Raw genomic sequence first — 24,956 nt, 5'->3', positions numbered from 1 at the left:
CGACCCGCCACTGACAACGCGGCCCGATCAGTGGTTCTGCGGGGCCCGCGAGGCTCGGTGGTCCTGGTTTCGGCGCACGCGCAGCTGGGGGCGGCGGGCCTGGTGCGGGACGGTCGTGTGGGCCGGAACGCCCGGCTTGTGCTCGACCGGAGCCCCGGTGGGCTTCCCCATGACCATCTTCGGGTCGAACAGTACGACGGCGCCGGCGAGGAGCAGGAAGGCAAGCGGGCCGACCAGCATCGGTGCGAGCAGGGCGGCGGGCGAGTGGCCCGATGAGGGGGGCTCGGTGCCGTGGAGGTGGACGCTGAGGGCGGCCATGCCGGTGTAGTGCATACCGCTGACGGCGAGGCCCATGACGAGGCTCGCGCCGACGCTCCACAGGAATCCTCTGACCTGCCCTGCGGCCCACAGGGCCGCGGTGGCCGCCCCCATCGCTATCACCACGGAGACGCCGACGGTGAGCGTGTTGTACTCAAGCTTTCCGTTGAGCCGCATGCCGGCCATGCCCAGGTAGTGCATCGAGGCTATGCCGAGGCCGGTGATGGTGCCGCCGGTGAACAGGGCCGTTCCCCTGGCGCCCTTGTAGCCGACGATGAAGATCCCGACGCCCACCATGACGATGGCGACGGCCAGGCTCGCGAACGTCATGGGTTTGTCGTAGTGGATCGGTGTCTCCTCGACCGTGAACCCCATCATCGCGACGAAGTGCATGGTCCATATGCCGGAGCCGATGGCCGCCGCTCCCAGGGCGAGCCAGCCGGGGCGCCAGGACTGCGAGACGAGCATCGATCTGGTGGTGCAGCGCAGGCCGAGGGCACCGCCGAGGCAGGCCATGAGGTAGGCGACCAGCGGTGTGACGAGTCCGTAGCTGAAACCGTCGATCGTGCCCTGCATACGCAGCTGCCCTTCCCGCCCTTTTACGTCCCGGTACCCCGTGAAATGCGCCCCCTCCCAGCACCGCCCGAGCGGTCAGGGTTGAGGCAGAGGGTAACTCCCACCGGAATGGTCGAACGATTTTCCGGCAAAGAAACACGGCCTTGCCCCAGTTGTGCGGCACGAGTGAGCGGGCCCGGGCAACTCCATTCAATCTGTGGCCATTCTGTACTCCCTCGCCGTTGACCGTCTGCTGTCAGAGTTGAGCTGTCCGTGATCGTTCGACGCGAGGAGTACGCATGTACGCGCGCGCAGTAGCCGCCACGACGACCGCGCTCCTGGGAACCGCCGCTCTCCTCCTTCCCGCCTCCGACGCCAGGGCCGGCGCCGCGCACCCCACGGTCATCGCCCACCGGGGGGCCTCCGCCTACGCCCCCGAGAACACACTGGCCGCCGTGGACAAGGCCGCCGAACTGGGCGTCAGCTGGGTGGAGAACGACGTACAGCGCACCAAGGACGGCGAGCTGGTCGTTCTCCACGACGACAACCTCCAGCGCACGACCGACGCGGAGCAGGTCTTCCCCGACCGGGCGCCCTGGAAGGTGAAGGACTTCACCGCCGCCGAGATCGCCCGTCTGGACGCGGGCAGCTGGTTCAGCCCCAAGTACGCGGGCACGCGCGTGCCGACGCTGGAACAGTTCATGGACCGTCTGGAGCTGCACCATCAGAAACTGCTCCTGGAGATCAAGAACCCCGATCTGTATCCGGGTATCGAGCGGCAGACCCTCAAAGTGCTGGACGACGAGGGATGGCTTGATCCGCACCACCTCGCGAGCCGGCTGATCGTGCAGAGTTTCGGCGCCGACAGCATTCGGACCGTCCACGATCTGAAGCCCGCCGTCAAGACCGGCTTCCTCGGGACGCCGCCCGAGGCGGACCTCGCCGGGTACGCGGCCTTCGCCGACCAGATCAACCCGTCGTACAGCTCCATCTCCAGGGGCTATGTCGCCACCGTCCACGCCCTCACAGGACCGCACGGCAGGCCGCTGGAGGTCTTCACCTGGACGGTGAACGACGCGGACACCGCCCGACTGGTCGCGGGGTACGGCGTGGACGGCGTCATCTCCAACAAGCCCGACGTGGTGCGGGACGCCCTGCCCGCGGGCCTGAGGCCGGGCCGCGAGTCGACGCCGCCCGCTCCCGGGGCGTTGTCAGTGGCGGGTCGTACGGTGGGCGAATGGACAGCCAAGGGCAGTACGAGCAGCAGGTCGTGTGGGCCGTCGTCGGTAGCGACATCGGTCCTCTGATGCTGGCCGCGACCCGCGAAGGCCTGGTCAGTGTCGTGTTCCACGCCACCGAGAAGGTGCGTGAGAAGGCGCTCGACCGGCTTGCGTCGCGGCTGGGCACCGAGCCGGTCGAGGCGCCCGACTCCCCGCTGCTGGCCGAGGCGATACGTCAGCTGGAGGAGTACTTCGCGGGCTCGCGACACGACTTCGAGCTGCCGCTGGACTGGTCGCTGATCTCCGGATTCAACCGCCAGGTGCTGCGGGAACTGGCCGCCGGTGTCCCCTACGGCGCGGTCGTCGGGTACGGCGATCTGGCCGGTCGGGTCGGACAGCCGGGCGCCGCCCAAGCGGTGGGGATGGCCATGGGCGCCAATCCGCTGCCTGTCGTGGTGCCCTGTCACCGGGTCGTGGAGAGCGACGGCGGCATCGGCGGGTTCGGGGGCGGGCTGGAGACCAAGCGGAAGCTGCTCGCGCTGGAGGGAGTGCTGCCGGAGCCGCTGTTCTGAGGGCTTCATGCCCTATTCACCCGGTTGGTATGGACCTTCACAGGGTGGAGCACGGCACTTCATCGGGTCGGGCCCGGTCCTTCATCTGTCGGGCCCGGCCCTTCACCGGTTGGACGGGCGAGGGAAGAGGGGGAGACTGCGCCTGTGATGACACTTTTCACCCATCTGTACGCGGCCGGTCCGGTGTGCTGTCCCCTGTCGGCCGGTGCGGGCCGCCGTACGGCCGGGTGTGCTGCGTGACGGCCGTCGAGCGGCAGGTCGCCGCGCCCGTCACGCCCGACCGGCTGCCGGCCCTGCGGCGCCGTACGACGGCCGTGCTGATCACGACGCAGATCCTCGGCGGGCTGGGCGTGGCCACCGGCATCGCGCTCGCGGCCGTGCTGGCCACGCAGGTCAGCGGCACCGAGTCGCTGTCCGGGCTCGCGCCCACCGCGACCGTCACCGGCACTGCGGTGCTGTCGATGCCGCTGGCCGCGCTGATGACCGCGCGCGGGCGGCGTCCCGGGCTCGTGCTGGCCTATCTCATCGGGGCGGTGGGCGCCGGAGTCGCGGTGATCGCGGCCCGGATCGGCAGCTTTCCGCTGCTGCTGTGCGGGATGGCGGCGTTCGGCGCGGCCTCGTCGGCGAATCTGCAGGCGCGGTTCGCGGCCGCCGATCTGGCCGAGCCGGAGCGGCGGGCCCGGGCGATCTCGCTGGTCGTGTGGGCGACGACCATCGGCGCGGTCCTCGGCCCGAACATCGCCGCGCCCGCCGGTCGCAGTGTCACGGGCCTCGGGATACCCGCGGCGGCCGGTCCGTTCCTGTGGGCGGCAGGGATCTTCCTGATATCCGCGGTCGTGGTGGCCGTACTGCTGCGGCCGGACCCGCTGCTGACGGCGCGTGCGCTCGAACCGGCCGAGGAGCAGTCGCCGGCGGCACGTTCGCTGCGCGCCGGGCTGACGGCCGTGGCCGCCTCGCCGCGGGCGCGGCTCGCGGTGGTGACGGTTGCCGTGGCGCACACGGCGATGGTCTCGGTGATGTCGATGACCCCGGTCGACCTCGCGCACCACGGCGCGGGAATCGATCTGATCGGGCTGGTCATCAGCGGGCACATCGCGGGCATGTACGCGTTCGCGCCGCTCATGGGGCGGCTGTCGGACCGGCTGGGGCGGCTGTCCGGGATCGGGCTCGCCGTGGGGTTGCTGGCGTGCGCCGTGTTCCTCGCCGGTACGGCGGGCGGCAGCCACGGGCAGACGGCCCTCGGACTCTTCGTGCTGGGGCTCGGCTGGTCGGCGGCGCTCGTCTCCGGTTCCGCGCTGCTCACGGACTCCGTGCCGCAGCCCGCGCGGGCCGCCGCCCAGGGGCTGTCGGACCTGATCATGAACGCCTCCGCGGGCATCGGCGGGGCGGCCGCGGGGCTCGTGGTCGCCCAGGCGAGCTACGGCTGGCTGAATCTCGCCGCCGCGTGTCTGCTGCTGCCGTTGGCAGCGCTGGCCCTCTTCACGCGGACAAGGCGGGGAACACAGGCGAAGGACGTTCCGGCGAGCGGCTGAGGTTCCGGTACACGCATGGCGTTGTGCCCGGTTCTACCGGGGATGTCTCCGAGGGGGCCACGCGTGCGTGGCCCCCTCTCGGCACGCTAGTCGTAGTGCCGAGCCTCGAAGATGTTGCCGTCGGGGTCGCGGAAGTAGAAGCTTCGCTTGGCGTTGCCGCGGGCGCCGAAGGAGCCGTGGGAGATGTCCGTCACGGGTGTGGCGCGCTCCTCCAGACGGGCGCGCAGGGCGTCGAAGTCGCGGCCGGGCAGCGCCAGGCAGACATGGTTGACGGGGTGGCCGGAGCTCTCGGCGGCGCCCGGCAGCATCGTCATGCGCTCCGCCATGGTGAGCGGCATGAGGTCGAGGATGGTCTCCTCGTTGAGACGTACCGAGGGGAACGAAGCGGCCCCCGCGGAGAACTCCGAGAGCCTGATCGGCTCCATGCCGACCGCCTTCTCGAAGAAGTCGGCCGACGCCATCGGGTCACGGACCCAAAGGACGACATGGTCGAGACGTGCGGTGTTGTCCATCATGCAGCCAAGGCTGGTGTCGTCCGCCACAGGCTGCAAGGGGTTTGATCGGGCGCGGCACCCGCCAGAGATGAGGGAGTACCGACAGACAGGAGGCAGGCGCGTGGTGCTGGTGGTGTCCGAAGAGGTACGGGAAGCGGTCGACGCGCGTCGACCGGTGGTGGCCCTGGAGTCCACGATCATCGCGCACGGGCTGCCTCGCCCGCGCAATCTGCAGGTGGCCCTGGAGCTGGAGGACGTCGTACGGCGGGAGGGTGCCGTCCCCGCGACGATCGCCGTGCTGGACGGGCGGCCCCATGTCGGACTCGACAAGGAGCAGCTGGAGCGGATCGCCAACGAGGACGGGATCCGCAAACTGGGGCACCGTGATCTGCCGCTCGCGGTGGCCTCCGAGGCGAGTGGGGCGACCACGGTGTCGGCGACGGCGCTGCTGGCGGCCCTCGCGGGCGTCCGGGTGTTCGCGACGGGTGGGCTCGGCGGTGTGCACCGGGAGTGGACGGTGACGCAGGACGAGTCGGCCGATCTGGGGCTTCTGGCGCGTACGCGGATCACGGTCGTGTGTGCCGGGGTGAAGTCGATCCTGGATGTCCCTGCGACTCTGCAGCGGCTGGAGACGCTGGGCGTCGCGGTGGCCGGTTACCGCACGGAGCGCTTCCCCGGCTTCTATCTCTCCGACTCGGGGCACCCGGTGGACTGGGCGCTTCAGTCGCCCGGGGAGGTGGCCGAGGTGATGCGCGCTCAGGACACGCTGGACGGGCCCGAGTCGGCGCTGATCGTCGCCAATCCGGTGCCGGAGGAGGAGCAGCTCGATCCCGAACTGCACACGCGTGTGCTCGCCGAAGCGCTGCAAGCGTGCGAGGAGCAGGGCGTCACCGGCCAGGCGGTCACGCCGTTCCTGTTGGACTACTTGGTACGGCACACGGACGGGGCCTCGCTGAGCGCCAATCTCGCGGCGGTGCGCGGCAACGTGCGGCTCGCGGGGCGGATCGCGGCGGCGTGGGCCGGGGCGTGAGCGGGACATGACCGGGGCGGGGGCACGCGGAACCGGGAGCGAGGCGGGCGGTCGCGGACCTGGGAGCACGGCGGGCAGTCGCGGACCGGGGAGCGCGGCAGGGGCGCGCGCGCCTGGCGGCGGGGCTGCGCCTGACAGTTCGGTGCGCGGCCCGTCCGTCAGTAGCGCCTCGGACGGCGCGCTGCTGGTCGTCGGGGACGTGGTGACGGACGTCATCGCCCGGCACCGGGGGCCGCTCGCCTCGGGCACGGACACGGCCGCGGCCATCCAAACGGTTCCGGGCGGTGCGGGCGCCAACGTGGCCTGCTGGGCCGCGCGTTGGGGCGGTGCGGAGGTGCGGCTGCTGGGGAGGGTGGGCGCGGACACGGCCGCGTGGCACGAGCGGGAGCTGACCGAGAGCGGAGTGCGGCCCACTCTCGTCGTGGATCCGCAGGCGCCGACCGGGACGGTGATCTGTCTGGTCGACACGGGCGACGCGGCCGAGCGGACGTTCCTCACCGACAGCGGCGCGTCCCTTCGGCTGGAGCCGGACGACTGGTCGGACGCGCTGCTCGACGGTGTCGCCCGGCTGCATCTCTCGGGCTACCTGCTCTTCTCGGAGCCGAGCCGGGCGTTCGTGAGCGTGGCTCTGGAGTCGGCACGCGCGCGTGGCGTGCCGACGAGTCTGGATCCGGCGTCGGCGGGGTTCCTCACGAAGCTGGGCGTCGACCGTTTCCTGACGCTGGTGGAGGGCTTGGACGTGCTACTGCCGAGCCGTGACGAGGCGTGTCTGCTCACGGGGCTGCCCGATGCGGCGGACGCGGCGGCCAAGTTGAGCCGCCATGTCCCACTGGTGGTCGCCAAGCAGGGATCGGACGGCGCACTGGTCGCCCGGTCGGGCACCGTGAGCGCCCATGTCGAGGCTGTGCCGGCGGCGCCGAGCGACACCACAGGTGCGGGCGACGCCTTCACCGGCGCCTTCCTCGCGGCCCTGCTGACGGGCGCCGGTCCGGAGGACGCGGCTCGCGAGGGGTGCCGGGCGGGGGCGCTGGCGGTGGAGCAGGTGGGCGGGAGACCGCCGCGGCTGGGGTGACGGCTCAATCAACCTGAATCGTGTGCCCCTTGCCTACGCCTTGCGCCCCCACGCCGAGATCATCGGGGTCGCGGCCAGGTCCATGCCGCCGGTGGTGATGTTGGCGAGGTGGCGGTCGATGTCCTGGTCGGTGGCGTGGCCGGCGGTGACGAGCTGGTCGCGGATCTCGTGGATGGTGGCGGACTCCAGGGCGGCACAGGCGGGTGAGGCGACCGGGAAGTGGACGTCGGCGACCACCCGGCGCAGTCCGGCCTCGCGGAGCAGGCGCGGGAGTCTGCGGCCGAAGGAGAGGTCGGCTCCGCGATCGGTGAGGAGGGTGCGGACGCCGTGGCGGAGGCGATTCGCCAGTTGCTGGTCGGGGCCGTACTCGTCAGGGCAGAGCAGGGGCTGCAGGGCGGGGTCGGCGTCCTCGACCAGGAGTCGGCCGCCGGGGCGCAGGGCCTTGATCATCGACCGCAACGCCCGTTCGCGGTCCGGTACTTGAGAGAGGACCATCCGGGCGTGCACCATGTCGAACTCCTCCCCCGGCGGCTCCTCGGCGCCCACGTCGTGGACGCGGACGTCGACCGGTGGACGGGCGGTGGGGGCGAGCGGTGAGACGTCGGGGGCGGTCGCGACCACCCTTCCGGTCGGGCCGACCTTCTTGGCCAGCCAGGAGACCACCGCGGTGCCACCCGCGCCCACCTCCCAGCAGCGCCAGCCGGGTCCGATGCCGAACCCTTCGAGGTAACGGAAGGTCGTGGGGTCGAAGACAGGGCCCAGGACATCGCCACGCTCGCCCGCCTCGGCCTGCCGGTTGTCGAGGAGATACCCGTCGGTTCGCATCATGCCGAGATCATCCCATTTACCCGGTTTGCCGGGAGTGGATGACGCTCGGCGGGACGGCACCGAATTCCAAACACCCCACTTCTGCTTCGCATATTCACGCCTATTCCGGACAGTCGCATGAGCGAAGTCCCTTCATCCACAGGCCGGAACAAAGCGGAATCCGCTGTTCCCACAGGCTTACCCGCAGCTCACCCCCAGCTGGCAAACTGGCGGGCCAGGGCGCAGAGAATGCGGCGCGAGGAGCCACGCAAGGAGATCCAGATGTCCATGGCAGGGAATCTGCGGAAGGTCACGGGCCTCGACAAGGTCGGTGGCCTCCGCAAGGTGGCACGGCTGGCTCGACGGCGCCCCCGAGTCGACCTCAGCCACCCCGCCCGGTCCCCGCTGGGCTCCTCGGTGGTGAACTGCGTGACGTACCGGGACGGCGTGCGGGTCCCGGAGAGCGGTGATCTGGTCGATGTCGTGCAGCGGGTACGCAAGCGCGGCGCCGGGTTCGTCTGGCTCGGCCTCCATGAGCCGACGGACCAGGAGTTCGCGGGCATCGCCGAGCTGTTCGCCCTGCATCCGCTGGCGGTCGAGGACGCGGTCGAGGCACATCAGCGGCCGAAGCTGGAGCACTACGACGAGACGCTGTTCGCGGTGTTCAAGACGGTCTGCTACGTCGAGCACGAGAAGCTCACGGCGACGAGCGAGGTCGTGAACACCGGCGAGATCATGGTGTTCGTCGGCCAGGACTTCGTGATCACCGTACGACACGGGCGGCACGGCTCACTGGGGCCGCTGCGCGAGGAGCTGGAGGCCAGCCCCGAGCAGCTCGCCAAGGGGCCGGCGGCGGTGCTGCACGCGATCGCGGACCATGTGGTCGACGACTATCTGAGCGTCACCGACTCGGTGCAGGAGGACATCGACGAGGTCGAGACGGACGTGTTCGCGGAGAACGGCGCGCGGGCCGACCCTGGGCGGATCTACCAGCTCAAGCGGGAACTGCTGGAGCTGAAGCGTGCCGTGGTTCCGCTCAGCCGCCCGCTGGAGAACCTGGCCACACTGCCCATCCGGGTGGTCGAGCCGGAGATACAGGCGTACTTCCGCGATGTGTCCGACCATCTGCTGCGGGCCAAGGAGCAGATCTACGCCTTCGACGAGCTCCTGAACTCGATCCTGCAGGCGCACCTGGCGCAGGTCACCGTCGCACAGAACGAGGACATGCGGAAGATCACGGCCTGGGCCGCGATCATCGCCGTGCCGACGATGGTCTGCGGGGTGTACGGGATGAACTTCAAGCACATGCCGGAGTTGGGTTGGACCTTCGGCTATCCGCTGGTCCTGGCAGTGATATCCGTCGCGTGCGTGGTGCTGTACCGCGGCTTCCGACGCAACGGTTGGCTCTGACGCTTCCCGCTGCCGCCTCCGCTGCGTCCCCGCCCGGCACGGTCGGCCGGACGGGAACGGCACAGTGGATGAGGGTGCGGTGCCCGGCGGGTCAGTGCGTCATCGGCGTCCCGGTCCTGGCGTAGACGCTCTCGGCCCAGTGGGCGATCTCGCCCTCGGACAGATGCCGGGCCAGATCGGCCTCGCTGATCATGCCGACCAGACGCTTGTTGTCGATGACCGGCAGCCGGCGGATCTGGTGCTCCTTCATCTCCCGGAGCACGTCACTGATGTCGGCGTTCGCGTCGATCCAGCGCGGGGTGCCCTGGGCCAGCTCGCCGGCGGTGACCTTGCTCGGGTCGCGGCCCATGGCCACGCAGCCGATGACGATGTCGCGGTCGGTGAGGATGCCGCAGAGCCTCTCGTTCTCGTCGCTGATGGGCAGAGCTCCGACACCCAGTTCACGCATGAGCTGGGCGGCGCGGTCCAGGGTCTCGTGGGCGGGGATCCACTGGGCGCCACGGTGCATGATGTCTCCGGCAGTGGTCATTGGAGTACCTCCCGATGCCGGACGGCCGGCGCGGCGCGGGGAGGCACCGCTAGTCCCGGCGCCCTCATTCTCGCCGTGGCACCCGGCGGATGCACCCGGAACCGAGCGGTAACGGCCACCGGCGACGGGCGGGGATCAGGCCGCGAAACGCACGATCTTCCGTGGGACGACCCGGATGATCACGCGGGTCTCGTCGTCCTTCTCGGCGGGCGGGTCGATGCCGAGGTACTTGTGCGAGAGCTCGAACGGGAGCCGCTTCGCCTCGTCGGGGAGTATCTCGGCGGTGCCGCGGATCTCGACCGAGCTGTAGGGGTTGGCGAGGTCGTAGACGGAGACGCTGATGCGGGGGTCGCGGCGGAGGTTGCGCACCTTCTGGCGGGCGTCGACCGAGGAGAAGAGCACAGTGTCGCCCTCGCGTTTGATCCAGACCACCGAGTTCTGCGGGGCGCCGTCGGGGCCGAGGGTGGCCACGCTGGCGAAGTTCTTGCCGTCCAGCAGGGAGCGGACGGAGTCGTCGAAGGAGATCGGATCACTCGTGGAGGTCGTCATGGCGTCAGAGTAATTAAATGCACGCGCATATAGAAGCGGTTTGCGGGATCAGGATCAACCGCTCCACGCCGGATGCCGCGGATCGTCGGCGCGCACCAGGACATCGGCGGTGCCGGCCGGGTCGGTCTCACGGTCGTAGCGCTCGAAGGCGGGGAGGGTCCACAGGTCGGCCTCGGGGGTGCGGCGGCGCAGGGCACCGGGTGAGAGGAGGACATGGACGGTCAGGTCGAAGGGGAACCAGTGGCGCAGCAGGAGGGGGCCGTGCATCAACAGGAAGCCACCGGGCGGGAGTTGGGCATGGGGGCTGCGGGTGGCTCGATCGGTGACCGGGTCCCACAGATCGGGCAGGGCACGGCCGTCGCCGCCGGGTTCGAGAGGGCCGAAGACCTCGCGCCACAGGGCGCGGGTGTCGAACCAGCCGTCGTAGTAGGCGTCCACGTCCTGGTGGCCGTACTCCAGCCGGACGGAGGCGGGGCGCAGGAAGCCCTCCGTGCCGACGGCGAGCGAGGGACGGCCGCGTATGCGCAGCGCCTCGCCCACCCGCTCGGCGAGGTCTCCCGGCCGGGCGGCCGGGGCGCCGTCGAAGGCGATGCGTGGCCAGGGGCTGCCGTCGGCCGGTTTCAGGTCGAGCAGCCGCTCGGCGAGGAGGTCGCCGAGCCGGTCCCAGGTGATCGCTTCGAGTCGCACAGGGCCCATGATGCGGCAAGGGGCGGTGGGATCCGAGCTCGACCGGATCGTTCTGCGGGCCGCTCGAAGTGCTCGGTTCACCGGACCGAGGGAGCCGCTCACCGCCGCCGATCAGGCGGTTCACGGGCCCCGGCAGACTGTTCCCCGGACCCGCCGCCAGTTGTTCCCCGGACCCGGCACCAGGGGAATGAACCCGGTATGGCACCTCTCGCAACTCCCCCGCCCCGTACCGGCCTTCTGGTGATCCAGCCTCTCAAGCGGCGGCGTTGTGCGGAGTGTTGTACGGGACCGTTGCAGATGCTCGTGCTGGAGGACGGGGCGCCGCGGTGTCTCGACTGTGCCGATCTCGGGCATCTGGTGTTCCTGCCGCGCGGCGACACGGCGTTGACGCGTCGGTCGCGGGAGGAGAGTGGGCTGTCGGCGGTGGTGGTGCGGTTCAACCGGCGCCAGAGCCGTTATGAGCGGCAGGGCGTTCTCGTCGAGGAGGCGGCACTCGCCCGGGCCGAGCAGCGGTGCCTCGCGGACGCGGAGGCTCGGCGGCGGCGCCGGGTGCGGGACGCGCGGCGGCGGGAGCGGGAGGACGCGCGGTTCGCGGAGGTGTTCGCGGCGGAGATACGGCGGCTGTTCCCGGGGTGTCCGGAGGACCGGGCGCGGGACATCGCCGCTCATGCGTCGGCGCGGGGCAGTGGACGGGTGGGGCGGAGTGCGGCGGGGAGGGCGTTGTCCGAGCGGGCGGTGACGTCGGCGGTCGTGGCGTCCGTGCGGCATCTGGACACGCCGTACGACCAGTTGTTGATGAGCGGGGTGGCACGGCATGAGGCTCGGCGCCGGATTACGGCGGTGGTGGAGTCGACGTTGCGGGCGTGGCGGGCGGAGGTGTCGGGGGTCGGCTGAGGTGACGCGGCGCGGGGGCGCGATCCCGGGCGGCCCGGGGCGGGTGCGGCAACGACCGTCACCGTCGTGCCGACCGTCACCGTCGAGCCGAGCGGCGCCGCCGTGCCAAACGGCGCCGCCGTGCCAAACGGCGCCGCCGAGCTGAGCGGAGCCGTCACGTCGAGCAGAGCCTGCTCCCTGGGCTATCGCCAGCGCTGGCTGGACGCTCGCGTATGCGCCCGCGTCGTTCAGCGATGGTGACCGTTTTTGCCCGGGTTTTCACTTGAGGTGATGGATGGGGCTGGGCCGGGAAGGATCTCGGCTGGATGCGGGAGTTGACGTTCATGATTGATGGGCCGTACTTCGTGCTGGTCGTGATCGGCGTGGTCGGGACCGGGCTGGTGGCCGGGGTTTTCTGTGCCTTCTCGACCTTCGTGATGCGTGGGCTCGCCGCGCTGCCGCCGGCGCAGGGGGTCGCCGCGATGAAGGCGATCAACGTGGCGGCGTTGACGCCGGCGTTCATGGTGGTGTTCATGGGGTCGGCGGTGCTGTGCTCGGTGATCGCCGTGGTGACGTTCGTGCTCTGGCCGGACGAGGGGACGGTGGAGCTGCTGCTGGGCAGCGGGCTGTATCTGTTCGGCTCGTTCGGGGTGACCATGGTGGCGAACGTGCCCCGCAATGACGCGCTGCTCAAGCTCGACGCGGGCACCGCGGAGGCGGCCGCCTACTGGCCGACGTATGTGCGCGAGTGGACGGCGTGGAATCACGTGCGCATGGTGGCCTCGGGCGCCGCGACGGTGGCGTACGTCCTGGCGCTCACCTGACCGGCCGGGCGCGAGCCGGACCGAGCCGGGCAGGGGGCGAACCGAGGCTGGAGAGGGTTCGCGGAAGCCAGGGAGAAAGCGCTGTCCCAGACTCTGCGCGCGTGGCCGGTGGGACGTATCGTTGCGGGAAGAGTGCCGCTCGATGACGCACGGCTCCAACACGTCACACGCGCACGCGCACGCGCACGCAAGGAAGACGGCCATGGCCGATCCCAAGGGTTTCATGACCACCCCCCGCCAGGACTGGCCGCGTCGGCCCGTCGAGGAGCGGGCGAAGGACTGGGACGAGGTGTACGTCCCCCGGGCGCTGCTGCCGATCATCAGCAAGCAGGCCGATCGCTGTATGGACTGCGGCATACCGTTCTGCCACGAGGCCTGTCCGCTGGGCAATCTGATCCCCGAGTGGAACGACCTGGTGTCGCGGGAGGACTGGCGGGCGGCGGCGGACCGGCTGCACGCGACCAACAACTTCCCCGAGTTCACCGGGCGGTTGTGCCCGGCACCGTGCGAGGCGGGGTGCGTGCTGGCGATCAATCAGCCGGCCGTCACCATCAAGAACGTCGAGTGCGCCATCGCCGACCGGGCCTGGGAGGACGGGTTCGCGCCGCCACGGCCGCCGGACCGGCTGTCGGGGCGCACGGTCGCGGTGATCGGGTCGGGGCCCACGGGACTCGCCGCAGCGCAGCAGCTGACCCGGGCGGGGCACACGGTCGCCGTGTACGAGAAGGACGACCGGATCGGCGGGCTGATGCGGTACGGCATCCCCGCGTTCAAGATGGAGAAGCACCATCTGGAGCGGCGGATCGAGCAGATGCGGGCCGAGGGGACCAAGTTCCGTACGTCGACGGCGGTCGGGCGGGACATAGGGGCGGCCGAGCTGCGGTCGCGGTACGACGCCGTGGTGATCGCGACCGGGGCCACGGCCTGGCGTGAACTGGACGTTCCAGGGCGGGAGTTGAGCGGGATCCAGCAGGCGATGGAGTATCTTCCGCTGGCCAACCGGGTGTGCGAGGGGGATCTGGAGAGCTCCCCGATGTCCGCCGCCGGGAAGCACGTCATCATCGTCGGCGGCGGGGACACCGGGGCCGACTGCCTGGGGACGGCCGTACGGCAGGGTGCCGCGTCCGTGACCCAGCTGGACATCTACGCACAGCCCGATCCCGAGCGCGACGAGGACGCCGAGCCCTGGCCGACGTACCCGAAGATCTACCGGCTGTCGGCCGCGCACGAGGAGGCACGCGACCTGGAGACCGCGCCCGCGGCGGACGCGGACGCCCGGCTGTTCGCGGCGTCCACGCTCCGCTTCGAGGGTGACGCGGACGGGCACGTACGGTCGCTGCACCTGGTCGAGGTCGACGCACGGCGCCGCCCGCTGCCGGGCACCGGGCGGACGCTGCCGGCCGACCTGGTCCTGCTCGCCCTCGGCTTCTCCGGGCCCGACCGGACGGACGGACTGATCGAGCAGCTGGGGCTGGAGATGGAGCCGCGCGGCACGGTCACTCGGGATGCCGGGTTCGCGACGAACGTGCCGGGCGTGTTCGCCGCCGGGGATGCCGCCCGGGGGCAGTCGCTCATCGTGTGGGCGATCGCCGAGGGGCGGGCGGTGGCGGCGGCCGTCGACCGTCATCTGACGGGGAGTTCGCGGCTGCCGGCACCGATCTCACCGTACGACCGGCCTATGACCGTTTGACGGAGCGGTGGCTGCCGGTCGGTGACTGCCGATCGGTGGTTGCCGGTCGACGGGAGCAGGGGTCCTAGCGGCGCTCGTCCGTCCCCGCCACCTTCCCCGTCGCCAAGGCCACCCTGTTCCAGGTGTTGATCGTCATGATCAGGGCCAGTACGTGGGCCAGCTCGCCGTCGTCGAAGTGGCCCGCCGCCTGGGCGTAGACCTCGTCCGGTACCCCGCCGTCGGCCACCAGCGTCAGCGCCTCCGTGAGGGCCAGGGCCGCCTGTTCCTTCTCGGTGAAGAAGTGCCGGGCCTCGCGCCAGACGGCGACCATGTGCAGCCGGTCCTCGCTCTCGCCGGCCTTGCGTGCGTCGTTGGTGTGCATGTGGAGGCAGTAGGCGCAGTGGTTCAGGTGCGAGGCGCGGATCTGGATCAGTTCGACCAGGGTCGGGTCCAGGCCCTCGCGGGCGGCGGCGTCGAACCCGACGATCGCGCGGAAGACCTTCGGGGCGGACTTCGCGAAGTCCAGGCGGGTACGGGCGGCCTCGGCCTCGGTGATGGCGTTGTCGATGTCGATGTCGATGTCGATGTCGGAGGCGTGGTCGATGTCGACCGTGCTCGTGGTCGTGTTCGTCGTCGTGTTCGTCGTCATGTGCATCAACCTACGGCTCGGAAAGACCGGCTGTAGGGTGCATTTCCGTGGCGAAATCATGGGTCAATTCCGCGGAGCGGATCGGCGCCGACCTGCACCTGGACCTCTCCGAGTCGTCGGAGTCGTCGCAGTCGTCGAGCCAAGGTGGGCGGCGGGCCGCGTTGACGCGTGCGTTGCGCGAGGCCGTGCGCAGTGGGCGGCTGGCGCCCGGCACCCGGCTGCCGCCGTACCGTTCGCTCGCCGCCGACCTCGGCGTCGCCCGCAACACGGTGGCGGACGCGTACGCCGAGCTGGTCGCGGAGGGCTGGCTCACCGCCCGCCAGGGCTCGGGGACGAGGGTGGCCGACCGTGCCCAGCCCCTCGGGCGCGTGGAGCGGGCACCCCGTAAGGCGCCGCCACGCGCGCGTGGGCCTCGGCACGACCTGCGGCAGGGCACCCCGGACGCGTCGGCGTTCCCGCGTGCGGCCTGGCTGGCCTCCTATCGGCGGGCCCTCCAGCAGGCGCCGAACGAGGCCTTCGGACCCGGTGATCCCGCCGGGCGCCCGGAACTGCGGGAGGCACTCACCGAGTACCTGGCACGCGCGCGTGGCGTGCGCACCGAGCCGGGCCGGATCGTGATCTGCTCCGGGTTCGCACATGCCCTGCGGCTGCTGTTCTCGCAGAACACGCAGCACCGGGGTGGCGGCGTGCTGCGTGGCCCGCTGGCCGTGGAGGCGTACGGGCTCGGCTTCCACCGGGAACTCCTCACCGCCGCGGGCGTACGGACCGTACCGCTCCCCCTCGACGACGACGGCGCACGCATCGACCGGCTGGGGCGCGAGCGGGCCGTGCTGCTCACCCCCGCGCACCAGTTCCCGACCGGCGGCCCGCTGCACCCCGAGCGCCGGGCCGCCGTGATCGACTGGGCACGCACGCGTGGCGGCGTGGTGCTGGAGGACGACTACGACGGCGAGTTCCGCTACGACCGCAAGCCCGTCGGCGCCGTCCAGGGCCTCGACCCCGAGCGGGTGATCTTCATCGGCTCGGTGAGCAAGAGTCTGTCGCCGGCGGTGCGGCTGGGGTGGATGGTGCTGCCGGAGCGGTACGTCGACGACGTACTCGCGGCCAAGGGCGAGCGCGAGGCATGGGCCAGCGTCCTCGATCAGCTGAGCCTCGCCGACTTCATCGCCTCCGGGGCTTACGACCGTCATGTGCGGCGTATGCGGCTGCGGTACCGGAGCCGCCGCGACCGCCTCGTCGCGGCGCTCGCCGAGCACGCGCCGCACATCGAGGTCACCGGTGTCGCCGCCGGACTGCACGCGGTGCTGCGGCTGCCGCCCGGCACCGAGCGCTCCACCGTCAAGGCGGCCACCTGGCAGGGCATCGCCCTGGACGGCCTCGCCGAGTTCCGGCACCCGGAGGCCACGGAGACGGACATGCCGGTCCGTGACGGGCTCGTCGTCGGCTGCGCGACACCCTCGGAGCATGCGTACGGGGCGGCGCTGGAGGCGCTGTGCGGGGTGCTGCCGCCGGCCTGAGGCGCGATGTGCGGGATGCTGCCGCCGGTCTGAGACGCGCTGTACGGGATGCTGCCGCCGGTCTGAAACGCGATGTGCGGGGGTGTGGCCGGCGTCTGGGGCGCAAGCCCAGCCCGCCGCCCTCGGGACACCTCGCCGTACCCGATCCCGCCTGCACTTCAGAGCACCCCGCCGCACCCGATCCTGCCTGCGAAGGATCCGCCCGCCCCGCGTCCTGCCCATGGAGGAGCCGGGGTCTGCTGCCACTGGAGGAGTCGTCCCGGCCCGGCATACTGCCGCGTCCGGATTTGTTCTCCTATCTGTCCGAAAAGTGGCTTCTGGGCTACATGGAGCCGAACAGGAGTGGGATCATCGGAGCAGGAGGCGTGCTGTCGTCGCACCCGTACGGGACGGTAGCGGCTCGCCCCCATCCTTCGTTCCGTCGTCAGGCGCAGGGCCACCCCCGCGCGTCCCCCCTGTTGGCGGTCGGTCCTGGAGGGTGTTTGATGACGACGCTCGATGAACGGCATGGAGAAGGTGCCCGCGACGGGGAAGAGCACCGGGGCGGCGTCGCCCTCGGCGAGGTCGTCGCGGAGTACGGCCCGGCCGTCGTCCCGCTGGACCTGCCCGACGACTCTCTCCCCCGGCTGATCGGGTCCAAGGCCGCGAACCTCGCCCGCGCGGCGCGCGCCGGGCTGCCCGTGCTGCCCGGCTTCGTGATCCCGCACAGGGCGAGCGGCGACACGGTGGCCCTGCGGCGCGCCTGGGACGAGCTCTCCGACGGCGGCACCCTTCCACTCGTCGTCCGGTCCTCCTCGCCACAGGAGGACACCGAGGACTCCTCCCTGGCGGGCCAGTTCGCCTCGGTGCTCGACGTGCGCGGCTGGCGGGCCTTCCGTACGGCCGTACAGACCGTGCTCGACTCGGCGCACCGGTCCGACGGGTCCACGGCTCCGATGGCAGTTCTGGTGCAGCCCATGCTCACCGCGCGGGTCGGCGGGGTGATGTTCGGCGCCGACCCGGTCGAGGGGCGGGGCGACCGGATGCTGGTCAGCGCGGTTCGGGGCGGGCCGGACAGCCTGGTGAGCGGGGCGCAGGCCGGCACGGACTACTGGCTGAGCGGGCGCGGACGGCTGCTGCGGACGGAGGTTTCCGGGGACCTACGTGCGGAGGCTTCCGAGGACTTGTCGGCGGCGGGTTCCTGGGATCCGCGGACGGAAGTCCCCGTAGACCCGCGGACCGAAGCCCCGGGGGATCCAGCGGCCGCATCCTCGGCGAAGCCATGGCCGGGATCCTCGGAGGAGCCATGGCAGCCGGAGTCCTCGGAGGGCCCGCGGAGGAGGCCCTCAAAGGATTCGCAAGCCGCTCCCGCGTCCTTGGCGAACGAGTCCGTGGCGGTCGAGTCCGTGGCGGTCGAGTCCTCGGCGAACGTGTCCATGGCGAACCGGCAAGCCACACCCCCGGAGCACGGCTCACCGCTCACCCGTGCCGAGCTGTTCCGGCTGGCGCGGCTCGCGCGGCGGGTCCGGCGGGTCTTCGGCGGGCCGCAGGACGTCGAGTTCGGGTTCGACGCGGACGGGCGGCTGTGGCTGTTCCAGAGCCGTCCGATCACGGCGATGGCGGCGCGGCCGGCGCGCGGAGCCCGGCTGCTCGGGCCCGGTCCGGTGGCGGAGACGCTGCCGGGGCAGCTGGCGCCGCTGGAGGAGGACCTGTGGGTGGCGCCGATGGCTCGTGGGCTCGCCGCCGCGCTCGACATCGGCGGCACCGCGCCACGCCGACTGCTGAAGTCGGTACCCGTGGTCACGACGGTCGCCGGACGCGCCGCCGCCGATCTCCGCCTCCTCGGCACCGTGCCCCCGCGGCACCGCTGGCTCGCACTGCTCAACCCGGCTCCCGGAGCCCGCCGACTCACCGCGGCCTGGCGGGTGGGCCGCCTCGCGTCGTCCCTGCCCGGACTGGCGACCGATCTCGCCGCCGACGTCGACCGCCGCCTCGCCGAGATCCCGCCGCCCAGCGGTCTCTCCGGCTCCGCCCTGGCCGCCGAGCTGCGCTGGACCCGCCTGGTCCTGGTCTCCCTGCACTCCCAGGAGGCTCTCGCGGGCGCCCTCCTCAGCGAGCCGCCCAAGGCCCGCACCGCGGCCGGCACGGCGCTCGCCGCCCTCGCCGAGGCCCGCGCCCAGGGCATACCCGACGACCAGGTGATCGCGACCGACCCCGTGGTCCTGGCCCTCACCGCACCGAGCCTGCGCGGACGCGGACGCCTGCCGGACGCCACGGTCGACGGGCGTCAAGAAGCCAACGGCAGCCTGCCGCCCGCACCACGTCCCTCCGCCCTGGAACCGCCCCGGCAAGCCACCCCGACCAGCGCCGCCTTCCCCGTCCACGCCACCCCGTTCACCGGGGCCACTCAAGCCACGCCCTCCACAGAAGCCGTCTCTCAAGCACGCCCAGCACCCCCGGCGCCTCCTGCATCCCCAGCACCCCCGGCACCTCCAGCACCCCAGACATTCCAGGCACTTCCAGTTCCCCCCGTTCCCCCACCCACATCACTCACATCACCCGCATCAGCCCCATCCCCCACTCCAGCCACTCCAGCCACTCCAGCCACTCCAGCCACTCCAGTTTCCACCCCCCTCACCCCCCTCACCCCCCTCCCACCCCGCGAAGCCCTACGCCTCCGCATCCGCTGGGTGCAGGAACTGCAGGTGCGCCTCGTGCGGGACGTGGCGCAACGGCTCGGGATCGACATGGAGCGCGTCGGCCTGTTGCGGTGGGCGGAGCTGGCCGCCGTGCTGGACGGCGGGACCCTGCCCGGCGACCTCCACGCGCGCGTGCCGCAGCCCGAGTCGCCCCCGCTGCCGGACACCTTCCGGCTGGCGGGCGGCCAGGTCGTCGTCGCCGAGCGCGCCACGGGCCGGGGCAACGGCGTGCGGGGCGTGTCCGCGGGGCGCGTCGTCGGGGCCGTATGGGACGGGACGGGGCCCCGGCCCACGGACGCCGTCCTGGTGGTGCGCACCCTCGACCCCGCACTCGCCCCGCTGCTGCCCGGCCTCACCGGCCTGGTCGCCCAGACCGGCAGCCCGTTGTCCCATCTGGCCGTCCTGGCACGGGAGTTCGGGCTCCCGGCAGTCGTCGGCGCCACCGACGCCGTACGCCGCTTCCCGCCGGGCTCCCGGCTCACCGTCGACGGGACCGCCGGTGACGTACGACTGGGGGAAGCGCCATGAGAAAGATCGCGTACGTCTTCGGAGCGCTGGCCGCGGCCGGTGCCGGGACCTACCTCGTCATCTATCTGTACCGGTGGCAGTGGCAACGGGCGATGATCTGCGGGTTGTTGCTGCTGGTGGTCGAGGTGATGCTGTTCGGCCTGGTGACACTGGGGCGGCTGAACCGGATCGAGGAGCGGCTGCGTGACACCGACCGGCGGCAGCGGGAACTGGACGCCCGCCAGGAGGACGTACTGACGCGGCTGCGGGAGCCGGCCGTGGCGCAGGAGGAGCGGCGGTTCCGGTGGCTGGAGGACCCGGCGGACCGGACATATGTCTTCGTGCCGGTCCTGATGGTCGCCGGGGTGGTGCTGTCAGGGCTGGCCTGGGTGGTGCAGAAGGTCGCGTCGGCCACGGCCGGGCCCGCCGAGCGGCGGCTGGCCGGGCGGCTGGCCGTGCTCGCCGCGCCCGATCCGGCGGCACCCGGTGAGCTGGACGACCTGCCACCGCTGGGCGCCGCGGCCTCCCGGGGCCGTACCGCACGCCTGGCCGCCGTCGCCCTCGTCGGCGCCACCCTGGTCGGCGCGCTGGTCGTGGGGCTCGCGGAGCTGACCCAGACCCGGGCGGAGGAGGCGAACGAGAACCAGGCGACCTCGGTCCTCGTCCAGCTCGATCTGCGGGGCGCGAACGCGTCGTCCGAGGGGAAGGCCCTGGCCGCACAGCAGATATGGGAGAGCTGCCGGCACTCCACGTCCGCACCGCTGCGGCACGCCACGCTGGGCGACCTGGGGGACGGCATGTTCGCCGGGGTCGTACGGCCCGCGCTCACCGACCACGACCTCTTGCGACTGCGCGGCTGCCTGGAGGACGCGACCCTGGAGCGCGCCCATCTGACGGTGGTCGCCGTCGGCGACGCGGAGTCGGGCGACGACTGACCGTGACGCCCAGGACAGCCGACCGTAATCAGGATAGAAGACCGCAATATCGACAAGTGAGATGCATTACATAAAACGGACTTAACACCCATTGATCGCAGACCTAGGGGTACTCTTCCAAGGCGCCCTTCATCCCCTAGTCCCCCGGGTCGCTCACCTCATGGCTGTCCTCTCCGCAACCCTGCCCTACCCTGCCCTCCGCAAGCGCCCGCTTTCCCGGCGCGCCCTGCGGATCCTCCTCGGCCTCCTCATCAGCTACATCGTTCTGTGGGCAGCCGGAGCCGGCAGCATCCTGGGCCTGTCCTACTGGGCCCGCGAGGAGACCCCGGCACCCGCCGGAACCCGCAGCGTCCAGGGCGTGAACCACTTCCAGCGCGTGGACGGCGACGGCCGGCTGTGGCGCGGTTCCGCACCGTCCCCCGCCGGGTACCGGGCGCTGGCGGGCATGGGCATCACCACCGTCGTCGACCTGCGCGCCGAGCACATGAGCTCGGGCCAGCTGGCCGAACCGGGCAAGGCCGGGCTGAACGTCGTACGCCTGCCGATCCGTGACGGTCAGACGCCGTCGCCCAACCAGGTGCAGCGCTTCCTCGACGTCGTCTCCTCGTCGTCCGGCCCGGTGTTCGTGCACTGCGGTGCCGGCGTCGGCCGTACGGGCGCTGTGGTCGCCGCGTATCTCGTGAAGACCGGTGAGGAGTCGCCGTCGACAGCGGTCCGGCGCAACCTCGCGGTCGGACCGCCGTCGATCGAGCAGATCTACTACGGCCTGAACGTCAGCCCGGCCAAGGCGGAGCAGCCCCCGCTGCCGGTGGTCGTCCTCAGCCGCCTGGTGGACGCGCCGCGACGCATCATGTCGTACTTCTGAGTCGGCGCACTCCTACGGCTTTCGCCCCACCGCCCCGTAGCCGGGGATGACCCCGTCGTCCTGTCCGGGTACCGGCTCCCCCAGCTCGGGGTGCCAGTGGTGGGGCACTGCCACGCCGGGGTCGACGAGTTCGAGGCCGTCGAAGAAGCGGGTGAAGTCCTCGCGGGAGCGCAGGGCCAGGGTGACGCCGGCCGCCTTGAGCTTCTCGGTCGCCGCCTTGGACTCCTCCAGGGTGAAGTCGGCGGTCGCGTGTGTGATCACCAGGTGGCTGCCGGAGGGGAGTTCGGACAGCAGCCGGCGGACCAGCTCGTGCGCGCCGTCCTCGTCGGGGACGAAGTGCAGCAGGGCGATGAGCGAGAGGGCCACCGGGCTGCCGAGGTCCAGGACCTTGCGGGCGCCTTCGAGGATGGCGTCGGGGTCGCGCACATCGGCCTGCAGGTATTCGGTGGCGCCTTCGTCCGTGCCACGCAGCAGGGCCGCCGCGTGGGCCAGCACGATGGGGTCGTTGTCGCAGTAGACGACGCGGGCGTCAGGGGCGATCCGCTGGGCGACCTGGTGGAGGTTCGGCTCGGTCGGGATTCCCGTGCCGATGTCCAGGAACTGGCGTACGCCCTGCCGGGCGAGCCAGCCGGTGGTGCGGTGCATGAACGCGCGGTTGACCCGCGCCATCACCGGGACGCGCGGGTCGAGGGCGAGCATCTGCTGCCCCATGGCCTCGTCGACGGGGTAGTTGTCCTTACCGCCGAGATACCAGTCGTACATCCGCGCGGGATGCGGCTTGCTCGTGTCGATCTCAACCATTAATCGAGTACCCATCAAGTCGGCCAAGTCGGTGCCAATGTCAAGTCAGTATCAGTACAGGGGAGTTGAGCGAGTGCCGGACCATCACGTCACGACAGCAGGAAGTCCGCCTCCCCCGCCTTGGCGCCCTCGATGAACGCCGCGATCTCCTCCGTCGTGTAGATCAGCGCCGGCCCGTCCGGGTCGGTCGACTGACGGACGGCGACACGGCCGTCGGCGAGCTTCATCGCCTCCAGGCAGCTGCCGCCGTTGCCGCCGCTCCACGGCTTGTGCCAGCCCTCGCTGCCCAAGTCCCGCGCGGGCATGCCGTTGTAGACGCGTATGCGCGGTTTGATGCGATCCATTCACAGCTCCTTGCGGAGATCCCGGAGGATCCCCTTCGTGCGATGTGCCGTAGCGGCCTGCGCCGCCATGCGGTCCATGACCTCAAGATGGGTGGCCACCTCGGTGCGCGCGTCGAGATAGACGGCGCCGGTCAGGTACTCGCTGTAGACCATGTCCGGCAGTTCTGACATGGCAAATCGGAACAGCGCGAAGGGCCCGTACGTACCGGGGTGCGGTCCGTTCTCGAACGGGGCCACCTGCAGCGTCACGTTGGGCAGCTTCGTCGCCTCCAGCAGCCTGTCGATCTGGGCACGCATCACCTCCGGGCCGCCGACGGGGCGGCGCAGCACGGTCTCGTCCATCACGACCCACAGCCGGGGCGCGTCCTCACGGGTGAGCAGCTGCTGGCGTTGCATGCGCAGGGCGACATGGCGCTCGATCTCGTCGGGCCTGGTCTGGCCGATGGCGCCCGACCTCAGCACTCCGCGCGCGTAGTCCTCGGTCTGCAGCAGACCGGGCACGAAATGGGGCTCGTAGGACCGGATGAGACTGGCCGCGCCCTCCAGGCTCACGTACATCGAGAACCAGCCGGGCAGGATGTCGTGGAACCGCTGCCACCAGCCCGGTTTGTTGGCGTCCTCGGCCAGTTGCACAAAGCCGTCGGCCTCGTCGCCGGAGACGCCGTACGCCTTCAGGAGCAGCTGGAGGTACGGGATCTTGAGCGCGACCTCGGCCATCTCCATACGGCGGACCGTGGCGGGGGCGACGCGGAGGATGCGGGCGGCTTCCTCGCGCTTGAGTCCGGCGCGCTCTCGTAGGTCCAGCAGGCGCCGACCGAGAACGACCTGACCGACCGTCGGCGCGGACCGCGGCTCGCTCACGCTCCACCTCCACGAAATGGATCCCCTGGATCCTTTTGAATCCCTCGGATTCCATGGACTCCTTGGACTCCACTGGAGTCCTTGGATTCCCCGGATCCTCTGGGACCGACTGAAACCGGCTCAACTCCGATGGACCGACTGCATCCTGACAGACCGTCTGAACTCTTACAGGACGAACGAATCCTTACAGACCGACTCAATCCTGACAGGCCGACGGCGCCATTCGAAGACCCATTCGAAGATCGCGGCGGATCCTCGGTGATCCCAACTGGCGCCGTTCGACATGCTGTTGCGAGCAGTGTGCCACGGCCTTCCAGAGAGTCACACCGCACTCTGCAATTTTCAGAGTGACACTTGCCAAGTGTTCACGGCGGGGCGATAGTGGCAAGCGTGATTCCGTCCCCGCCCTTAGGAACAGACGCCGCCGCGGTCCCCCACGGCCTCGGCGCCGACACGGTCGCCGGGCCCCAGCGGGGTGCCGCCGCCGAGCGCCGGTTCCGTTTCGAACTGGCCGCGCATCCGGGTTCTCCCGCGCAGGCCAGACGCCTGACCAGGGCTCGGCTGAATGGCTGGTCGGTGTGCGAGGACACCTGCGACACGGCGGTGCTCGTCGTGTCCGAGCTGGTCACCAACGCGATCGTGCACACCGCCAGCGAGCACATCGTGTGCGAGCTGCACGACGGTGCCGAGCTGGTGCGAATAGCCGTGCGTGACGAGGGTTGTGCGCCGGGTGAGCCGCATCCGCTGGCGGCGCGGCCCGAGGAGGAGCACGGGAGGGGACTGCTTCTCGTCGACGCGCTCTGCCATGCGTGGGGGGCCCAGGAACAGGGGGCCGGACTGGTCGTCTGGGCGGATCTGGCTCGCGGGGTCGTCTTTCCGGCGGGCGCCCCGGGTGCCTCCCGCGGTGACTCCCACGATGGCTCCGTCAGGGGTACCGAGCCGTGCGGCGATCTCGGCTGGGGGGCCCGGCCCAAGCCGGGGCCGGCCGGGGGGTCGGGTGACGACGAGGACGAGGCTCAGGCCCGGTACGGCGGGGAGACGGGGTCCGGATGGCTGTGAGCGGTGCGTCCGGCGGGGGTCAGGTGCTGAACCTGGACACACTGGTCCGGCTCCGTCGTGGCCGGCGTACCGTTGCCGTTCCTCGGCGGCTGCCCGTCCCGGTGGGGATGACGGCTCCTCTTGGCTGCGACGCGGTCGCGGTTCCGGCTCGCTTCGGGCCTCTTGTTCTGCCTCGGTTGCCTCGGGTGGGGTGTGTCTACGCCGATGAGGCGCACTGGTGGTGGATCGTGCCGGCCGATTCCGACTACGCGTTGGAGTGGCCGGCGTCTGTGCGGTATACGACGGGGGCGGTTGTTCTGGACACGCCTCAGTTGATTCATCGGCCGGACGGGACGGTGCCGTATACGCCGCCGATTCCGTTGTATCTGGCGCTGTGCCGGGTGATGGGGATTACGCCGGCCTGGTCGCGGCGTCTCAGTGCGTGAGGCTTCGCCGGTGACGGGTGGGGGTCTCGCCGGGTAGTGGTTCGGGTCGTCGGGCCGCCCCCCGGGGGGGGGGGGGGGGGCCCCCCCCCCCCCCCCCCCCCCCCCCCCCCCCCCGGGGGGGCGCCCCCCCCCGGGGGGCCCCCCCCACCGGGGGAGAGGGTGCTCGAGTGGGGC

24 protein-coding genes and 1 pseudogene are annotated in these 24,956 nt (G+C 71.2%); 15 read left to right on the top strand and 10 right to left on the bottom strand.

Translation table 11 applies throughout. The annotated features are described in order from the left end of the window. Positions 1–27: 27 nt before the first annotated feature. Complete coding sequence (locus tag ACFWYS_RS05205) at positions 28–894, bottom strand: MHYT domain-containing protein (protein ID WP_384763543.1); 867 nt, start codon at positions 892–894, stop codon at positions 28–30. Positions 895–1,172: 278 nt separating this feature from the next. Here ACFWYS_RS05205 and ACFWYS_RS05200 point away from each other — a divergent pair. The 3 genes and pseudogenes from ACFWYS_RS05200 to ACFWYS_RS05190 all read left to right on the top strand — a co-directional run. After that, positions 1,173–2,030: pseudogene (locus ACFWYS_RS05200) on the top strand (glycerophosphodiester phosphodiesterase); the annotation flags it as partial. Positions 2,031–2,110: 80 nt separating this feature from the next. Beyond that, a complete protein-coding gene (locus ACFWYS_RS05195; RefSeq protein ID WP_384763540.1) occupies positions 2,111–2,665 on the top strand; it encodes a methylated-DNA--[protein]-cysteine S-methyltransferase in 555 nt (184 codons plus the stop codon). 236 nt (positions 2,666–2,901) lie between these two features. After that, entirely contained in the window at positions 2,902–4,197 is a 1,296-nt protein-coding gene (locus ACFWYS_RS05190; protein ID WP_384763538.1) for an MFS transporter, read from the top strand. A gap of 86 nt (positions 4,198–4,283) precedes the next feature. On the opposite strand, the gene ACFWYS_RS05185 is transcribed toward ACFWYS_RS05190, so the two are convergent. Continuing rightward, positions 4,284–4,712 carry a VOC family protein gene (locus tag ACFWYS_RS05185; RefSeq protein WP_384763536.1) on the bottom strand — a complete coding sequence of 143 codons (429 nt, stop codon included), beginning with the start codon at positions 4,710–4,712 and terminating at the stop codon, positions 4,284–4,286. Between the two features lie 100 nt (positions 4,713–4,812). On the opposite strand from ACFWYS_RS05185, the gene ACFWYS_RS05180 reads away from it, so the two are divergent. Further along, on the top strand, positions 4,813–5,721 hold the full coding sequence (locus ACFWYS_RS05180) for a pseudouridine-5'-phosphate glycosidase (protein WP_384763533.1): 909 nt from the start codon (positions 4,813–4,815) through the stop codon (positions 5,719–5,721). Between the two features lie 142 nt (positions 5,722–5,863). After that, the gene (locus tag ACFWYS_RS05175) at positions 5,864–6,793 is read left to right on the top strand and encodes a carbohydrate kinase family protein (protein ID WP_384763531.1); all 930 of its coding nucleotides are present in this window, start codon (positions 5,864–5,866) and stop codon (positions 6,791–6,793) included. A 33-nt stretch (positions 6,794–6,826) separates the two neighbouring features. Here the strand turns inward: ACFWYS_RS05175 and ACFWYS_RS05170 are convergent, their stop codons facing one another. Continuing rightward, positions 6,827–7,621: a methyltransferase domain-containing protein gene (locus tag ACFWYS_RS05170; RefSeq protein WP_384763529.1), complete on the bottom strand. Its 795-nt coding sequence runs from the start codon at positions 7,619–7,621 to the stop codon at positions 6,827–6,829. Between the two features lie 261 nt (positions 7,622–7,882). On the opposite strand from ACFWYS_RS05170, the gene corA reads away from it, so the two are divergent. Then, positions 7,883–9,010 (top strand): magnesium/cobalt transporter CorA, encoded by a 1,128-nt coding sequence (gene corA / locus ACFWYS_RS05165; RefSeq protein WP_384763527.1) that lies wholly within the window; start codon positions 7,883–7,885, stop codon positions 9,008–9,010. Between the two features lie 91 nt (positions 9,011–9,101). Here corA and ACFWYS_RS05160 read toward each other — a convergent pair whose 3' ends face one another. The 3 genes from ACFWYS_RS05160 to ACFWYS_RS05150 all read right to left on the bottom strand — a co-directional run bounded on the left by ACFWYS_RS05160 (position 9,102) and on the right by ACFWYS_RS05150 (position 10,784). Continuing rightward, positions 9,102–9,539, bottom strand: coding sequence for a CBS domain-containing protein (locus tag ACFWYS_RS05160; protein WP_384763524.1), 438 nt, complete (start codon positions 9,537–9,539; stop codon positions 9,102–9,104). Between the two features lie 135 nt (positions 9,540–9,674). Continuing rightward, positions 9,675–10,088, bottom strand: coding sequence for a PPOX class F420-dependent oxidoreductase (locus ACFWYS_RS05155; protein ID WP_384763522.1), 414 nt, complete (start codon positions 10,086–10,088; stop codon positions 9,675–9,677). A gap of 54 nt (positions 10,089–10,142) precedes the next feature. Beyond that, entirely contained in the window at positions 10,143–10,784 is a 642-nt protein-coding gene (locus tag ACFWYS_RS05150) for a uridine kinase (protein WP_384763521.1), read from the bottom strand. Positions 10,785–10,973: 189 nt separating this feature from the next. Here ACFWYS_RS05150 and ACFWYS_RS05145 point away from each other — a divergent pair, with 189 nt between their 5' ends. The 3 genes from ACFWYS_RS05145 to ACFWYS_RS05135 all read left to right on the top strand — a co-directional run bounded on the left by ACFWYS_RS05145 (position 10,974) and on the right by ACFWYS_RS05135 (position 14,162). Beyond that, positions 10,974–11,669: a DUF2293 domain-containing protein gene (locus ACFWYS_RS05145; RefSeq protein ID WP_384763519.1), complete on the top strand. Its 696-nt coding sequence runs from the start codon at positions 10,974–10,976 to the stop codon at positions 11,667–11,669. 323 nt (positions 11,670–11,992) lie between these two features. After that, on the top strand, positions 11,993–12,472 hold the full coding sequence (locus tag ACFWYS_RS05140) for a DUF1772 domain-containing protein (protein ID WP_384764108.1): 480 nt from the start codon (positions 11,993–11,995) through the stop codon (positions 12,470–12,472). Positions 12,473–12,674: 202 nt separating this feature from the next. After that, on the top strand, positions 12,675–14,162 hold the full coding sequence (locus ACFWYS_RS05135; protein ID WP_384763517.1) for a glutamate synthase subunit beta: 1,488 nt from the start codon (positions 12,675–12,677) through the stop codon (positions 14,160–14,162). A gap of 64 nt (positions 14,163–14,226) precedes the next feature. Here ACFWYS_RS05135 and ACFWYS_RS05130 read toward each other — a convergent pair whose 3' ends face one another. Continuing rightward, entirely contained in the window at positions 14,227–14,790 is a 564-nt protein-coding gene (locus ACFWYS_RS05130) for a carboxymuconolactone decarboxylase family protein (protein ID WP_384763514.1), read from the bottom strand. A gap of 47 nt (positions 14,791–14,837) precedes the next feature. On the opposite strand from ACFWYS_RS05130, the gene ACFWYS_RS05125 reads away from it, so the two are divergent. The 4 genes from ACFWYS_RS05125 to ACFWYS_RS05110 all read left to right on the top strand — a co-directional run bounded on the left by ACFWYS_RS05125 (position 14,838) and on the right by ACFWYS_RS05110 (position 21,292). Beyond that, positions 14,838–16,307, top strand: a complete 1,470-nt coding sequence (locus ACFWYS_RS05125) for a PLP-dependent aminotransferase family protein (protein WP_384763511.1) — start codon at positions 14,838–14,840, stop codon at positions 16,305–16,307. 485 nt (positions 16,308–16,792) lie between these two features. Then, positions 16,793–19,513 (top strand): PEP/pyruvate-binding domain-containing protein, encoded by a 2,721-nt coding sequence (locus ACFWYS_RS05120; protein WP_384763509.1) that lies wholly within the window; start codon positions 16,793–16,795, stop codon positions 19,511–19,513. Then, on the top strand, positions 19,510–20,427 hold the full coding sequence (locus tag ACFWYS_RS05115) for a hypothetical protein (RefSeq protein WP_384763507.1): 918 nt from the start codon (positions 19,510–19,512) through the stop codon (positions 20,425–20,427). Before ACFWYS_RS05120 ends, ACFWYS_RS05115 begins: the two co-directional genes overlap by 4 nt. Positions 20,428–20,587: 160 nt before the next feature. After that, a complete protein-coding gene (locus ACFWYS_RS05110) occupies positions 20,588–21,292 on the top strand; it encodes a dual specificity protein phosphatase family protein (protein ID WP_384763504.1) in 705 nt (234 codons plus the stop codon). Positions 21,293–21,304: 12 nt separating this feature from the next. Here ACFWYS_RS05110 and ACFWYS_RS05105 read toward each other — a convergent pair whose 3' ends face one another. From ACFWYS_RS05105 to ACFWYS_RS05095, 3 genes are all read right to left on the bottom strand, one after another. Further along, positions 21,305–22,093: an SAM-dependent methyltransferase gene (locus ACFWYS_RS05105; RefSeq protein WP_384763501.1), complete on the bottom strand. Its 789-nt coding sequence runs from the start codon at positions 22,091–22,093 to the stop codon at positions 21,305–21,307. 89 nt (positions 22,094–22,182) lie between these two features. Further along, a complete protein-coding gene (locus tag ACFWYS_RS05100; protein ID WP_384763499.1) occupies positions 22,183–22,437 on the bottom strand; it encodes a DUF397 domain-containing protein in 255 nt (84 codons plus the stop codon). Next, entirely contained in the window at positions 22,438–23,298 is an 861-nt protein-coding gene (locus ACFWYS_RS05095) for a helix-turn-helix transcriptional regulator (protein WP_384763496.1), read from the bottom strand. A gap of 381 nt (positions 23,299–23,679) precedes the next feature. On the opposite strand from ACFWYS_RS05095, the gene ACFWYS_RS05090 reads away from it, so the two are divergent. Both ACFWYS_RS05090 and ACFWYS_RS05085 read left to right on the top strand, forming a co-directional pair. Further along, a complete protein-coding gene (locus ACFWYS_RS05090; RefSeq protein WP_384763493.1) occupies positions 23,680–24,357 on the top strand; it encodes an ATP-binding protein in 678 nt (225 codons plus the stop codon). Beyond that, on the top strand, positions 24,348–24,782 hold the full coding sequence (locus ACFWYS_RS05085; RefSeq protein ID WP_384763490.1) for a hypothetical protein: 435 nt from the start codon (positions 24,348–24,350) through the stop codon (positions 24,780–24,782). Before ACFWYS_RS05090 ends, ACFWYS_RS05085 begins: the two co-directional genes overlap by 10 nt. Positions 24,783–24,956: the final 174 nt, after the last annotated feature.

Source organism: Streptomyces sp. NPDC059010 (assembly GCF_042740355.1).
Classification (GTDB): domain Bacteria; phylum Actinomycetota; class Actinomycetes; order Streptomycetales; family Streptomycetaceae; genus Streptomyces.
This window is presented reverse-complemented; position numbering and strand designations above follow the sequence as displayed.